The sequence below is a fragment of the Iocasia fonsfrigidae genome (assembly GCF_017751145.1).
Classification (GTDB): Bacteria; Bacillota; Halanaerobiia; order Halanaerobiales; family DTU029; genus Iocasia; species Iocasia fonsfrigidae.
Genome location: NZ_CP046640.1, coordinates 1,884,773 through 1,897,756, shown reverse-complemented (window position 1 = coordinate 1,897,756; position 12,984 = coordinate 1,884,773). Strand labels below are relative to the sequence as shown.

The window sequence follows — 12,984 nt, the reverse complement described above, 5'->3', positions numbered from 1 at the left end:
AAAGAAAAAGGAGGATCAAAAATATGATTAATCATAATCATAAAAATCAGAAAAAACTATTAACCCTCATTAAACAAAGAACAATTCCTGCAATAGGCTGTACTGAACCAGTAGCAATTGCATTTGCTACGGCAATTGCTAAAGAACATCTAGAAAAGAAAATTGGAAATATTAATCTTGAAAAAGATATAACGACAATTAATATTCAAGTAAGTATTAATATATTTAAAAACGGAAAATCTGTTATTATTCCTAATACTAATAAAACCGGATTGGATTTAGCAGCAGCTTTAAGCCTTGTTTGTGGCAATTCTGCTAATAGCTTATGTATTTTTGCTGATGTTAATAAAACTTATATTAAAAAGGCTAATAACATTTTAAAAAGAAAGTTAATCAAAATAATTCCTGTATTAGATGTAAATGATGTATTTGTTCAGGTCGAGCTTAAAGGTGAAAAAAATAATGTTAAAGTAGTTTTAGAAGGAGGGCATACTGATATAAAGTTTATTGAAATAGATGGGGAAAAGGTATTTGAAGATAAATCTGTAGGTGACAAAACCATTTCTAGTGAATTTTTAAAAAAGATGACCTTTAATGAAATCAAAAAAATATCTGAAGAAATTGACATAAAAGAACTTGATTTTATACTTGAAGGTATTGATATCAATAAAAAAGCAGCTCAAGAGGGGCTAAAGAAAAAAAACAGCTTACGGTGGGGAGCTTCGCTTTTGAAACTGCAGAAGGAAGGTAAAATAGCAAATGATGCTTCTATTAAAGCAAGAATTTTAACAGCAGCAGGGGCAGATATAAGAATGGGTGGAGGAAATTGCCCTATTATGACTAGTGGAGGTAGTGGAAATCAAGGTTTAGGAGTAATACTTCCTATTTTTGTTGTAGCCGAAGAAGTAAATGCTTCTCAAGAAAAACTTATTAGAGCAACATTTTTTGGACATGCAATAAATAATTTTATAAAAGCATATACTGGTAAACTATCTGCTATTTGTGGATGCGCTATTGGTGCAGGGATAGGAGCTAGTGCTGGTATAACCTGGCTTTTAGGTGGTAAAGAAAAAGAAATTGAAGGTGCAGCCCAAAACATGCTTGCCAATATAACTGGTATGCTTTGTGATGGTGCTAAGGAAAGTTGTTCACTTAAACTTTCTACATCAGCTGGAGAAGCTGTTATTGCTTCTTATATGGCTTATAATAATGTTATCATTCCTTTAAAAGTAGGTATTATTGGAAACAGTATAGAAGAAACTATTAAGAATATAGCAATACTCTGTAAAAAAGGATTATCAAAAACTGATGAAACTATAGTTGAAATAATGAAGGCTTAAGTAAATAAGTTTGAATTATGTTTTTTGTAACATTTGAAATTTTTTGATAATTTTTGACAAAATGATAATTAAAAATAATGAGGTGGTTAATATGTTAAAAAAAATTAAATCCAATTTAGTTATGAAATTAATCTTAGGGGTAATCTTGGGAATTATTCTGGGATTGTTTGCATCTAAAGAAGTTATGCAGATTATTTTAACTATTAAAAATATTTTAGGTCAAATAATATTTTATTCTGTTCCATTGGTGATAATTGGATTTATCGCTCCTTCTATTGCAAATCTTAAATCTAATGCTAGTAAAATGTTAGGAACAGCAGTATTAATAGCTTATGTATCTTCAGTTGGAGCTGCTTCTTTTTCATGTATTGCCGGGTATTCTATTATTCCACATTTAAATATTAATAGTCAGGCTTCAAATTTAAAAGAATTACCTAAAATAATATTTAATCTTGAAATCCCAGCTGTTATGCCAGTAATGACCGCTTTAGTATTAGCATTGTTTTTAGGATTATCTGTTGCTTGGACTAAATCGTCTACTTTTGAAAAAATACTAAATGAATTTCAAAATATGATATTGGGTATAGTTAATAAAATTATAATACCTATACTTCCCTTCTTTATTGCAGGAACATTTTCTAGTCTTGCTTATGAAGGAACTATAACTGAACATTTACCAGTCTTTGTCAAAGTTATCTTTATTATTCTTGTCGGACATTTTATTTGGCTTACTTTATTATATTTACTTGGTGGATTTATTTCAAAACAGAACCCTTTAGAAGTCATTAGACATTATTTGCCTGCCTATCTAACTGCTGTTGGAACTATGTCAAGTGCAGCAACTCTTCCTGTTGCACTAAAATGTGCTAGTAAATCAAAAATATTAAATAAAAAAATAGTTGACTTTGTCATACCTTTAGGAGCTACAATTCATTTATGTGGTTCAGTACTTACAGAAACGTTCTTTGTAATGACAGTATCTCAGCTTTTATATGGTTATATTCCTCCAGTCTCTATAATGATAACTTTTATAGTATTACTTGGTATATTTGCAATTGGAGCACCTGGAGTACCTGGTGGAACAGTTATGGCCTCTTTAGGATTAATAACAAGTATACTTGGTTTTGACCAATCTGGAGTAGGACTTGTTCTTACAATCTTTGCAATTCAAGATAGTTTTGGGACCGCATGTAATGTAACAGGTGATGGAGCTATAGCATTGATGTTAACAGGAATTTTTAGAAATCGTAAAAAGGAGATTAACGAGGTTAGAGAAACAATAAACTTATCTTAAATTTAACAAATAGTTAAAATTAATTAACATTTAGTTTTTTGCCCAAAAAATATCTAACTTGAATTCAGCAACTAAAAAATATAGTCCGAATTAATAACTTTCAAACCTTAAAGAGTCTGTTCAAAAAGTATAAGTATATACCGCCGGGGATTATACATCCCCTATTTATACCTTTTGACATAATTTAAAATTAATATAAATTTTTTACATAAAAAATGGGATCTCCTTTATTCTCTAATAAAATGTTTTTGAATAAAAAACATTTTAGAAAAAGAAGATCCCAAAATAATTCTATCACAAAAACAAAAAAATGAAAAAATTTAATTCTTCAAACTCGATCAAGACTTTTCCCTTAAAACAGTAAGTATATTATTAAAATCATCTGGTAATACAGCCTTAAATTCCATCCATTTACCATCAATAGGGTGTTTAACACCTAATTGATAGGCATGCAGCATCTGCCTAGTAACAAACAGTAACTTCTTATCCCTTATTTTTTTACCATATTTAAGGTCACCAACAATGGGATAGCCCAAATAAGCAAAATGAACCCGGATTTGATGTGTCCTACCAGTCTCTATTTTTACCTCTACATATGTATAGTTATCAAATCTCTCAATTACCGAAAATCTGCTGACTGCCTCTTTACTGTTTTCTTTGACAACAGCCATCTTTTTTCTATCAAACTTATCCCTTCCTATGGGGGCCTTGATTATACCTTGATCATGTGGAAGATAACCCTTTAAAAGGGCATGATATATTTTTTTGTTTGTTCTATTCTTAAACTGTTGAACAAGATTACGGTGACTTTGGTCATTTTTAGCTACAATAAGCACCCCTGAAGTATCTTTATCTAGTCTATGAACAATACCAGGTCTCTTGATACCATTAATACCTGATAGGTCATCTGTGTATGAAAGCAGACCATTAACCAAAGTGTTATTATAATTGCCAGGTACTGGATGAACAACTAAACCCGGTGGTTTATTAACTACCAAAATATCACTATCCTCATAGATTATATCTAAATTCATGTCAACTGCCTTAATTTTCATTTCAACTGGCTCAGGAAATTTCAACTCAATAAGATCACCTTTTCTTATCTTATAACTTCCCTTAGTAAGCCCTTTATTAACAGTAACCCTTTCCTCATCAATTAATCTCTTAATATATGAACGGGAAAGGTCTTTATTCTTTAAAGCTAAATACTTATCGAGACGCATATTAAAGAAATCACTTTTTTCTACCCTATAAATTTTATTATTCATTGTTCTTTTCTACTCCCCAGTAATATATAATAAATAAAAAGGTACCAGTCACAATTGCTGTATCAGCAAGATTAAAAACAGGCCAAATCCTGAAATCAAGATAATCTATTACATATCCCAAGCGGATACGATCTACTAAATTTCCTAAAGCCCCTCCTATGATAATACCTATGGCCAGGTCAAAGAAATTGTTTTTTATGCAATTATTTCTATATATTAATAATAAAACAATTATAATAATAGATAAAAAAATAAATAGATTTTTATAACCAGCTAGTATTCCAAAACCAGCCCCCCTGTTATGAATATAAGTAAGGTGAAAAAAATTATTGATTACTGGTATAGATTGAGTGATATACAGATTTTTACTTATTATTACTTTAATTAATTGATCACAAATTGATATAAATAAGATTGAAAAATACAGCATAATATAACTACCCCTGTCTCTGTTTATTTTATTATAGATTGCTAATTAAAACAAGATTTAAAAACTACTCTTAATATATAAGTATATAAGGTTCTAAAGATAGGTTTCAACAATTTTAATTATTTTTGCAACAAACTCTGCAATTATAGGGATATTTGATTGTGCTAAATCAAAGAGAAATATCAGAAAAAGGGCTCCGAGAACAGTAGCACCAATAGCAATCCCCAGACCCCTGGCTAAACCTGCAATAAAATTAATAAAAAGCATCCTTCTAGGGGAACGTACCAGTTCAATATATTCTGCAATCTTAATATTTTCCATTCTCTCAGCTAATTTATCGATTTTGTTTATAATATCTCTATCATTTTCTTCCATTTACTACACCTACCTGACTTTGTTATTATTTCTTTTAACCCATATTTTATACAAGCTAGTAAAAAACCCTTCCCCTCTTTAGTTTTTTGTGTTATGATAAAACAAATTTATAAAAATAGTAATATATTACATCTGAAGAGGTAATCTTATGAAAACAATTATTAGGCATAAAAACATAATCAAAAATATTAGCATACTGGCTTTCCCTGCTATACTGGAAATGGCTTTAAATACATTAGTGGGAATGGCAGATACACTAATGATTAGCCATATAATAGGTAAAGAAGGTTTATCAGCAGTTGGTTTTGCCAATCAAATTATTTTTACATTAATCTATGTTTTTACATCATTTAATGCCGGTGCCACCGCTATGGTTGCCCGAAGCTATGGAGAAAAAAATTATCAAAGACTAAATAAAATAGTCGGGGAAAACCTGAGCCTTAATTTTTTCCTGGGGATATTAATTTTTCTAACAGCCCTTATTTTTTCCGAAAGCATACTTAATATCTTCTCAGTCTCAGAGCTAGTATATCAAATGAGTGTTGACTATTTTAATAATGTAGCCATTAGCCAGTTCTTTATGTTTATTTCTTTTGCTGCTGCAGCCAGTCTGCGTGGAGCCGGTGATACTAAAACACCCATGTTTATCACAGGAATCGCCAATATATTAAATATTATAGGGAATTATATATTAATGACAGGTTACTCCTTTTTCCCGGAATTAGGTATCAAAGGGGCAGCCCTTTCTACTTCTATTGCGCGCGGAATAGCAGCAATTTTGTATCTTATAATATTAATAAAAGGGAAAAACAAGATTAAAATCAAATTGAGTAATTTAAAGCTATCAGCTTATATACTAAAACCCCTATGGAATCTCAGTTATGCTGCAGCCCTGGAACAATTTTTTATGCAAGCTGCCTTTTTTGTAAATAGTATCATAATCTCCCTACTTGATACAACATCTGAAGCAGCATACAGAATATTAATAAACATAGAATCAGCTTCATTTATGCCTGCTATAGGTATATCAATAGCTACAGCAACCCTTGTCGGTAAACGGTTGGGTGAACAAAATCCTAAAAAATCATTGCAAACTGGTAAAGCAGCTGGATTTATGGGAATAATCTGGGGTATTCTTATGGGGATTATTTTTTTTGTTTTTCCTGTTCCCATTCTAACTCTCTTTACCAGTGATACCAAGCTAATAAACGCAGCAACCTTTACTATGAAAATTGCAGGTTTTAATCAACCATTACTTGCCTTTATGATAATAATTAGTGGCGCTCTCCGCGGAACAGGGGATACAAAAGGGGTTATGTTGATTACTTCATTAAGACTCTGGACAATATTTGTGCCTCTCTGTTATATTTTAGTAAAATACTTCAATTATGGTGTTACAAGTGTGTGGTATGCGGAGATAAGCTCATTCCTTGTTTTTTCCTATTTTATGTATAAACGGTTTATAGACATGGAATGGGCAAGAATAACCATGTTCTAATTATCACTACTTAAGCGGTTTAGTAAAAGAGCAAGGTAACTCAATAAGACATTTACCACATACATCTGTCTTTCCCAACCCATTATATTTTCTATCATTACTGAGACTCATTTCATAACAGAGATGTCTATCATAACTATCTAACTGTAAAGCCTGATTAACACACTTTGAAATACAAATTTTACAAACACCTTTAGCTTTATATAAACAATATTCCCCTTCTTTTCGCTCAGTAGGTGTGATATGTAAATTTGTAATTATACTCCCAATTCTACCACAACACCCTTTTTCTGTGATCAACATATTATTAAGCCCAAACTTACCTAATCCAGCAATAAAACCAATATGTCGGTGTGACCAATCACTTAATAAACTTTCCTGATCAAAGTTATGGGTTGCTGGTATACTACTGGTTTTATAGCCACTTTTTACTATGATTTTATTTATATAATTATTGAGGTCACTAATTAATTGATTTGTATCGATATAGGCCTCTGCCCATTCCTTTGAAGCTGACTGTTCTACAGCATTAGTCCTGACCAGTTCTTTCCTAAATGGTATAAAATATACAATCACAGTAGCAGCATCATCCATTAAATCCTTAGGTAGTGCATGTGAAGCACTAACCACCTCTTTAAGCTGTAAAAACATCTTATCATCTGCTTTGGCATAGGCTATTAAAGGTTCCTTCCACTTTATTTTTGTTCTGTTTCGTAAAGGGTATTTTTTAACAAATTCTTTTATCAATATATCCAATACATTGTTACACATATATACCACCCAAACCATTTAATTGTATTAATAGTTTAATTCCAGTATTATTACCTGTTTTTTCTTATTAGCTCTATAATTCAACTTCTTTTTCATTATTTCTTTATTTATAGGTATTATATCAAAAAAGCCTCCAATAAAAAAGCTTTATAACTAATTATTATTTTCGTAAGCATATTGACAGTTATTTTTTAAAACAGAATAAAAAAATATAATAAAGGCTATTATATTAATAAACAAATTTAAAGGAGGTTTTTATATGTCGACAGTTATTGGTGTGTTTGATAAGCAAGGAAATGCAGAACAGGCCTTAAAACAAATCAAAAAAGCCGGGATAAGTGAGGATAAGATTTCAATGGTAGCCCGGGATGAAGAAAATAATGATACTGGTTATATGAACCAAAACCTTACTAATGGAACCGCAACTGGTGGTGCCCTGGGTGGCCTGGCAGGCCTAGCAGCCAGTGTAGGAGCACTGGCCATACCTGGTATAGGACCAATTCTAGCAGTAGGCCCAATTGCAGCAGGGCTATCTGGCGCAGCTGCCGGAGGTATTGCAGGTGGACTTGTTGATATGGGTATTCCAGAAGAACGAGGAAACTATTATGAAAACGAAGTAAAAAGCGGTAAGATCCTTGCTGCTGTTGAAACAGAAGAAGATAAAGTTAATGATATAGCCTCACATTTCAGAAACAATGGTGCCAGTGATGTAGAAACACATTAAAAAATATAAAACCCTGAAGATACTATATTATAGTATCTTCAGGGTTTTATATTTGAAATTCTAAAAACCAGATTATAAATTACCTTTTAACATCTTAACCCTATAAAAGTCTTCTCTTTCTTTTTCTTCTAAAGTATCCTGTATAAACTTTACAGTATTTTTATAACGAGGAATCAAAATATTGTCAAGGGCATTTGCCCGTTTTTGCGTCTTTTTTATTGAAGTAGCTAAGCGATAGACAGATGTCTCAATCTCTGCTAAACGTGTTATCAGGGAAACTACCCTTTGAAAGTTCTTATAAGCCCTATCTAAAGCCATATTTGTTCTATAAAAACTATAATGTGGGCTTATTTCTTCTGATAAGGCCTCAACTTCTGGTATTTCAACCCCCATTACACTATAACTCCTTATTTTTATATTATCAATAAAATCTATACCAGTAGCAATCTCTTCTACGGTCTTAATTCCCTGGGTAATATCAACAGATTGCAGTGCCTGGTAGGCTTCAAAAAAATATTCATTTATCTCTGATTGTATCTCCCGTGCTTCATCTATCCTTTTCATCATCTCCTGAATAAGTACATTTCTTTTTTTATCTAATAATTCATAACCCTCTTGAGCAAATTCTAAAGACCCTTTGATACTTGTTAAATTACTCTTTGTTGGAGATAAATTAAGTTTCTCCATTGTTTTCTTTCCCCCTATAATATTTAGCTATCATATCAGCCGAGACCCTATCTAATTCTGTTTTAGGTAAATTGGCTACAATCTCCCAGGCAAGATTTAAGGTTTGCTCAATACTACGATCTTCATTACGATCCTGATTTAAAAAAACATCCTCAAAAGTCCTACCCAATTCCAGATACATCTGATCCCTTTTTGACAGCTCATCTTCACCAATTACTGAAGCCAGGGCTTTTACTTCCTGGACATGGGCATAGGCTGCATATAATTGACTGGAAATCCCAGGGTGGTCCTCTCTAGTATAACCCTCACCAATACCATCTTTCATCAACCTTGATAATGATGGTAAAATATTAACAGGTGGGTAGACCCCCTTTTGATATAAATCACGCTGTAATACTATCTGACCTTCGGTTATATAGCCTGTCAAATCAGGAACAGGGTGGGTTATATCATCATTAGGCATAGTAAGTATTGGAATCTGGGTAATAGAACCTTTCTTGCCCTTGATCATACCAGCACGTTCATATAAACCAGCCAGATCACTATATAGGTAACCAGGATATCCCTTTCTGCTTGGAACCTCGCCCCTCCTTGAAGAAAGTTCACGTAGGGCTTCAGAATAACTTGTCATATCTGTCATAATAACAAGTATATGCATATCTTCTTCAAAAGCAAGATATTCAGCAGCTGTCAAACCAACCCGCGGGGCAATAATACGTTCTACAGAGGGATCATCAGCTAAATTAATATACATTACTACATTCTGTAAAACACCACTATCTTCAAAACTCTTAACAAAATAATCTGCCTCATCATGTTTAATCCCCATAGCAACAAATACTACAGCAAAATCTTCCAACTGATCACCCAGTCTGGCCTGTCTGGTAATCTGGGCAGCTAGTTGATTATGTGGCAGACCATTTCCAGAAAAGATAGGCAATTTTTGACCGCGAATTAAAGTCATTAAGCCATCTATAGCTGAAATACCGGTTTGGATATAATTCCGCGGATATTTTCTGGCAAAGGGATTAATTGGTTCTCCATTTACATTATATTTTTCCTTAGCAAAAACAGGTCCACCCTGATCAAGTGGTTCTGCTACACCATTAAACACCCTACCTAATATCTCCTTTGACAAAGGTATTTCCATGGGATGCTGTAAAAACTTTACCCTTGTCTCATTAATATTTAAGCCATTTGTCCCTTCGAAAACCTGAATCACAGCCCTATGATTGCTTACCTGTAAAACCCGGCCTTTTCTAGTTTCTCCTGTTGGAGGGGTTATTTCAACCATTTCATCATATCCCACATCTCCTATACCTTCAACAATTACAAGAGGGCCATTAATTTGTGTTAAACCACTATATTCTTTTATTAACATTGTAATCCCCCACTAACTCTGGTAGTTATTCCATATTTCTTGATAAAAGCCTTCTATCTCATCTTTTAACTTTTTAAATTCCTCTATTTTGTCATTGGGAATACTATCTTTCATCTTCATTATTTTGCTAAATAATCCTTCGTCTTTTAATTTACTCACTGGAATGTTCTTTTTTATTAATGGTAAGGCCTGGTCATAGAGATATAAAATAATCTTTAACATCCAGTATTGTTTCTCCTGGGTAGAGTAACGATCTATTTTACTAAAGGCATTTTGTTGTAAAAAACCTACCTTAATTAACCTGGCAATCTCCAGTATTAATCGTTGATTATCTGGCAGGACATCTTCACCTACTAATTTTACTATCTCCTGTAGCCTGGCTTCCTCTTTAAGTAAAGTCATTGCCCTATTCCGTAATTCTAGCCAATCTTCACTTACATTTTTCTGCAGCCAGGGTTTTAAATCATCCAAGTATTCACTATAACTCTCCAACCAGCTAACAGCCGGAAAATGGCGGGAGCTGGCTAGTGATTTATCAAGGGCCCAGAAACACCTAACAAATCTTTTAGTATTCTGAGTAACAGGTTCAGAAAAATCAGCACCTGGTGGTGAAACAGCCCCGATCAATGATATAGAACCCTCCCGCTGCTGGTCAAGGGTTTTAACATAACCTGCCCTTTCATAAAATTCAGCCAATCTAGTTGGTAAATAAGCAGGAAAACCCTCCTCAGCCGGCATTTCCTCTAATCTTCCTGATATCTCCCGTAAAGCCTCTGCCCAGCGCGAAGTAGAATCAGCCATTAAGGCCACATTAAACCCCATATCGCGGTAATACTCTGCCAGGGTAATCCCAGTATATATACTAGCCTCACGGGCAGCAACAGGCATATTCGATGTGTTGGCTATCAGAACAGTTCGTTCCATCATAGATTTACCGGTAGCAGGGTCTTCCAATTCAGGGAATTCTTCTAAAACATCTGTCATTTCATTCCCCCTTTCCCCACAACCAACATAGATAATCAAATCTGCATCAGACCATTTAGCTAATTGGTGTTGAGTCATTGTTTTTCCAGCGCCAAAACCGCCTGGTATTGCTGCCGTACCACCCTTAGCTAAAGGGAAAAAGGTATCAAATACCCGCTGCCCGGTAAGTAGCGGTTGTCCTATTGATATCCTTTCATAATATGGACGGGGTTGGCGAATAGGCCATTCCTGATATAATTTTATTGAATGTCTTTCATTATTTTCTCCTTCCAGCTTAATAATTTCCTGTTCTACAGTATATCTACCGTCTGGCACAACCTCTTTCACTACACCCTTAAGACCTGGAGGAACCATTATTTTATGTACAATAACACTGGTTTCCTTTAATTCAGCAACTACCTGACCAGGTCTCAGACTGTCTTCAGGTTTTACCAGTAAACTAATATCCCATTCTTTCTCCAAATCAAGGGAATTAACATTTGTACCCCTGGCTATAAAGGGTCCTGTTTTTTTAGCTATATCTGGTAAAGGCCGCTGTATTCCATCAAAAATATTACCAATAATCCCTGGTCCTAGTTGTACTGATAGGGGTCTCCCTGTAGAATAAATAGGCTCCCCTGGTTTCATGCCAGTTGTTTCCTCATAAACCTGAATGGTAGCATTTTCACCTTCCAACTCAATTATCTCACCTATTAGTTGTGATTCACCAACATATACTAATTCCCTCATCAAATAACCTGTCATATTACTAGCCTTAATAACAGGCCCATTTACATAAGAGATCTCTCCCTGTTTTTTCATTTCTAACATCAACTCCTAGCCTTAGACTGCAAAAAAACATTCTCCTGTATCTCCAACGCTATCTTCTCCTGATAATTTTTAATTAAACTATTAAAGGTATATTCCACTATTTCATTACCATTACTGGTCTTAACAATAACACCACCTGACATCGCAGTTTGATTCTCTTTGATTGTAAAATGATAATCAGGTAATTCCACTGCCAATCTCTTGATTAAGTTTTCACTTAGATTAATATCCTCTTTGCTTATATTTATAATAAAACTACTACCCTCTAATAATTTGATACTTTCTTTAATAGAATTAATCAAAAATTCTATGTATTCCTTTTTTGAACGAAATGATTGGAGTTGTTTCCCCAGTTCTTTCTCAAACCTAGCAATACATTGATCTATATTATTTCTATAGACCTTTTTCCTATCTAAAATGGCCCTTGAAATTATCTGTTCCCGCTTTTTCTGGGCTTCTTGTTTATAATAGAGTTCTATTTCTTCTTCCTTTAACTTAAGTCTATCCTGAAAGTCCTTGTATTCTTGATCCCATTTTTCCTTTTCTTGAAGAAGAAGTCTTTCTTTTTTTTCTTCTACTTCATCTATAATCTCCCCTCTTATTGCCATCACTTTTTTTTCAATATCCATAGGCATACACCCCAATATATTCTATACTTTAATACCAATTGATTCCCTGACATATTTAGTAATATATTCATTATCTTCATCTTTTTTTACATGCCGATCAGGTATTTCAATAATAAGAGGTAAATTAGCTGATAATTTTAAATCATCTATGATATCGGGAACTAATTTAGCAAGTTTTCTGGTTATAAGTAATATACCGATATCTCTATTGTTTCTCACAGTGTTAATTACCTCTATTACCTCTTCTTTCCCATGAACAACTAATCCATCCACTCCTACTAAGCGCAGACCAATATTGGTGTCTATATTATCACTAATACAAAATATCTTCATTTTTACTCCTATAACCTACCTAGGATCATAATAGATATAATCAAACCATAAATAGCAATACCTTCAGCCAGTCCTATAATAATAAGTGCCCTACCCAATATCTCTGGTTTTTCACTAATAGCACCAATTGCTGCAGAACCAGCAATACCAACTGCAATCCCAGCGCCAATTGAAGCAATACCCACAGATAGACCAGCAGCAAGATAACCCAAACTATTACCAGAACTAACTGTTTCATTAGCCTCAGCTGCATAAACCAGATGTGGAAATGCCAAACTAACTCCCCAGAAAAATAAGAAGACTAATAAGGTGATATTAAAAGCAAAATAAGCATATTTAAGCCATCTTACTTTAAACTTATAAACAGAAAAACCCCCACCTAAGACTGCCAATACAATTAAAGAACCAATAATTAATCCTGTTGTCATTTTAAACTCCCCTTTTCTTATAGTTTTTTAAT

14 protein-coding genes are annotated in these 12,984 nt (G+C 33.4%); 4 read left to right on the top strand and 10 right to left on the bottom strand.

The annotated features are described in order from the left end of the window. Window positions 1–23 precede the first annotated feature (23 nt). Both GM661_RS09040 and GM661_RS09035 read left to right on the top strand, forming a co-directional pair. Window positions 24–1,340 carry an L-cysteine desulfidase family protein gene (locus GM661_RS09040; RefSeq protein ID WP_230869697.1) on the top strand — a complete coding sequence of 439 codons (1,317 nt, stop codon included), beginning with the start codon at window positions 24–26 and terminating at the stop codon, window positions 1,338–1,340. A gap of 91 nt (window positions 1,341–1,431) precedes the next feature. Next, on the top strand, window positions 1,432–2,634 hold the full coding sequence (locus GM661_RS09035; RefSeq protein WP_230869696.1) for a dicarboxylate/amino acid:cation symporter: 1,203 nt from the start codon (window positions 1,432–1,434) through the stop codon (window positions 2,632–2,634). Window positions 2,635–2,972: 338 nt separating this feature from the next. Here GM661_RS09035 and GM661_RS09030 read toward each other — a convergent pair whose 3' ends face one another. The 3 genes from GM661_RS09030 to GM661_RS09020 all read right to left on the bottom strand — a co-directional run bounded on the left by GM661_RS09030 (window position 2,973) and on the right by GM661_RS09020 (window position 4,707). Next, the gene (locus GM661_RS09030; RefSeq protein WP_230869695.1) at window positions 2,973–3,902 is read right to left on the bottom strand and encodes an RluA family pseudouridine synthase; all 930 of its coding nucleotides are present in this window, start codon (window positions 3,900–3,902) and stop codon (window positions 2,973–2,975) included. Continuing rightward, window positions 3,895–4,332, bottom strand: a complete 438-nt coding sequence (lspA, locus tag GM661_RS09025) for a signal peptidase II (RefSeq protein WP_230869694.1) — start codon at window positions 4,330–4,332, stop codon at window positions 3,895–3,897. Before lspA ends, GM661_RS09030 begins: the two co-directional genes overlap by 8 nt. Before the next feature lie 93 nt (window positions 4,333–4,425). Continuing rightward, window positions 4,426–4,707 carry a DUF5665 domain-containing protein gene (locus tag GM661_RS09020; RefSeq protein WP_230869693.1) on the bottom strand — a complete coding sequence of 94 codons (282 nt, stop codon included), beginning with the start codon at window positions 4,705–4,707 and terminating at the stop codon, window positions 4,426–4,428. Window positions 4,708–4,855: 148 nt separating this feature from the next. On the opposite strand from GM661_RS09020, the gene GM661_RS09015 reads away from it, so the two are divergent. Continuing rightward, entirely contained in the window at window positions 4,856–6,205 is a 1,350-nt protein-coding gene (locus GM661_RS09015; RefSeq protein ID WP_230869692.1) for an MATE family efflux transporter, read from the top strand. 6 nt (window positions 6,206–6,211) lie between these two features. Here the strand turns inward: GM661_RS09015 and GM661_RS09010 are convergent, their stop codons facing one another. Next, window positions 6,212–6,976, bottom strand: coding sequence for an epoxyqueuosine reductase (locus GM661_RS09010; RefSeq protein ID WP_230869691.1), 765 nt, complete (start codon window positions 6,974–6,976; stop codon window positions 6,212–6,214). Window positions 6,977–7,235: 259 nt separating this feature from the next. On the opposite strand from GM661_RS09010, the gene GM661_RS09005 reads away from it, so the two are divergent. Continuing rightward, window positions 7,236–7,700, top strand: a complete 465-nt coding sequence (locus GM661_RS09005; RefSeq protein WP_230869690.1) for an SH3 domain-containing protein — start codon at window positions 7,236–7,238, stop codon at window positions 7,698–7,700. A gap of 72 nt (window positions 7,701–7,772) precedes the next feature. Here the strand turns inward: GM661_RS09005 and GM661_RS09000 are convergent, their stop codons facing one another. Genes GM661_RS09000 through GM661_RS08975 form a run of 6 tightly spaced genes read right to left on the bottom strand, consistent with a single transcriptional unit; the run spans window position 7,773 to window position 12,952 of the window. Continuing rightward, window positions 7,773–8,387, bottom strand: coding sequence for a V-type ATP synthase subunit D (locus GM661_RS09000; protein ID WP_230869689.1), 615 nt, complete (start codon window positions 8,385–8,387; stop codon window positions 7,773–7,775). After that, window positions 8,374–9,768, bottom strand: a complete 1,395-nt coding sequence (locus tag GM661_RS08995; protein WP_230869688.1) for a V-type ATP synthase subunit B — start codon at window positions 9,766–9,768, stop codon at window positions 8,374–8,376. Before GM661_RS08995 ends, GM661_RS09000 begins: the two co-directional genes overlap by 14 nt. A gap of 12 nt (window positions 9,769–9,780) precedes the next feature. Then, window positions 9,781–11,553 carry a V-type ATP synthase subunit A gene (locus tag GM661_RS08990; RefSeq protein ID WP_230869687.1) on the bottom strand — a complete coding sequence of 591 codons (1,773 nt, stop codon included), beginning with the start codon at window positions 11,551–11,553 and terminating at the stop codon, window positions 9,781–9,783. A gap of 8 nt (window positions 11,554–11,561) precedes the next feature. Further along, window positions 11,562–12,191 (bottom strand): V-type ATP synthase subunit E, encoded by a 630-nt coding sequence (locus GM661_RS08985; RefSeq protein ID WP_230869686.1) that lies wholly within the window; start codon window positions 12,189–12,191, stop codon window positions 11,562–11,564. A 21-nt stretch (window positions 12,192–12,212) separates the two neighbouring features. Beyond that, on the bottom strand, window positions 12,213–12,524 hold the full coding sequence (locus GM661_RS08980) for a V-type ATP synthase subunit F (RefSeq protein ID WP_230869685.1): 312 nt from the start codon (window positions 12,522–12,524) through the stop codon (window positions 12,213–12,215). An 8-nt stretch (window positions 12,525–12,532) separates the two neighbouring features. Continuing rightward, window positions 12,533–12,952: an ATP synthase subunit C gene (locus GM661_RS08975; protein ID WP_230869684.1), complete on the bottom strand. Its 420-nt coding sequence runs from the start codon at window positions 12,950–12,952 to the stop codon at window positions 12,533–12,535. Window positions 12,953–12,984: the final 32 nt, after the last annotated feature.

Bases quoted from the DNA above. Each gene is read 5' to 3' on its own strand.
- GM661_RS09040 (WP_230869697.1), top strand. From the start codon at position 24: ATGATTAATCATAATCATAAAAATCAGAAAAAACTATTAACCCTCATT.
- GM661_RS09035 (WP_230869696.1), top strand. From the start codon at position 1,432: ATGTTAAAAAAAATTAAATCCAATTTAGTTATGAAATTAATCTTAGGG.
- GM661_RS09030 (WP_230869695.1), bottom strand. From the start codon at position 3,902: ATGAATAATAAAATTTATAGGGTAGAAAAAAGTGATTTCTTTAATATG.
- lspA (WP_230869694.1), bottom strand. From the start codon at position 4,332: ATGCTGTATTTTTCAATCTTATTTATATCAATTTGTGATCAATTAATT.
- GM661_RS09020 (WP_230869693.1), bottom strand. From the start codon at position 4,707: ATGGAAGAAAATGATAGAGATATTATAAACAAAATCGATAAATTAGCT.
- GM661_RS09015 (WP_230869692.1), top strand. From the start codon at position 4,856: ATGAAAACAATTATTAGGCATAAAAACATAATCAAAAATATTAGCATA.
- GM661_RS09010 (WP_230869691.1), bottom strand. From the start codon at position 6,976: ATGTGTAACAATGTATTGGATATATTGATAAAAGAATTTGTTAAAAAA.
- GM661_RS09005 (WP_230869690.1), top strand. From the start codon at position 7,236: ATGTCGACAGTTATTGGTGTGTTTGATAAGCAAGGAAATGCAGAACAG.
- GM661_RS09000 (WP_230869689.1), bottom strand. From the start codon at position 8,387: ATGGAGAAACTTAATTTATCTCCAACAAAGAGTAATTTAACAAGTATC.
- GM661_RS08995 (WP_230869688.1), bottom strand. From the start codon at position 9,768: ATGTTAATAAAAGAATATAGTGGTTTAACACAAATTAATGGCCCTCTT.
- GM661_RS08990 (WP_230869687.1), bottom strand. From the start codon at position 11,553: ATGAAAAAACAGGGAGAGATCTCTTATGTAAATGGGCCTGTTATTAAG.
- GM661_RS08985 (WP_230869686.1), bottom strand. From the start codon at position 12,191: ATGGATATTGAAAAAAAAGTGATGGCAATAAGAGGGGAGATTATAGAT.
- GM661_RS08980 (WP_230869685.1), bottom strand. From the start codon at position 12,524: ATGAAGATATTTTGTATTAGTGATAATATAGACACCAATATTGGTCTG.
- GM661_RS08975 (WP_230869684.1), bottom strand. From the start codon at position 12,952: ATGACAACAGGATTAATTATTGGTTCTTTAATTGTATTGGCAGTCTTA.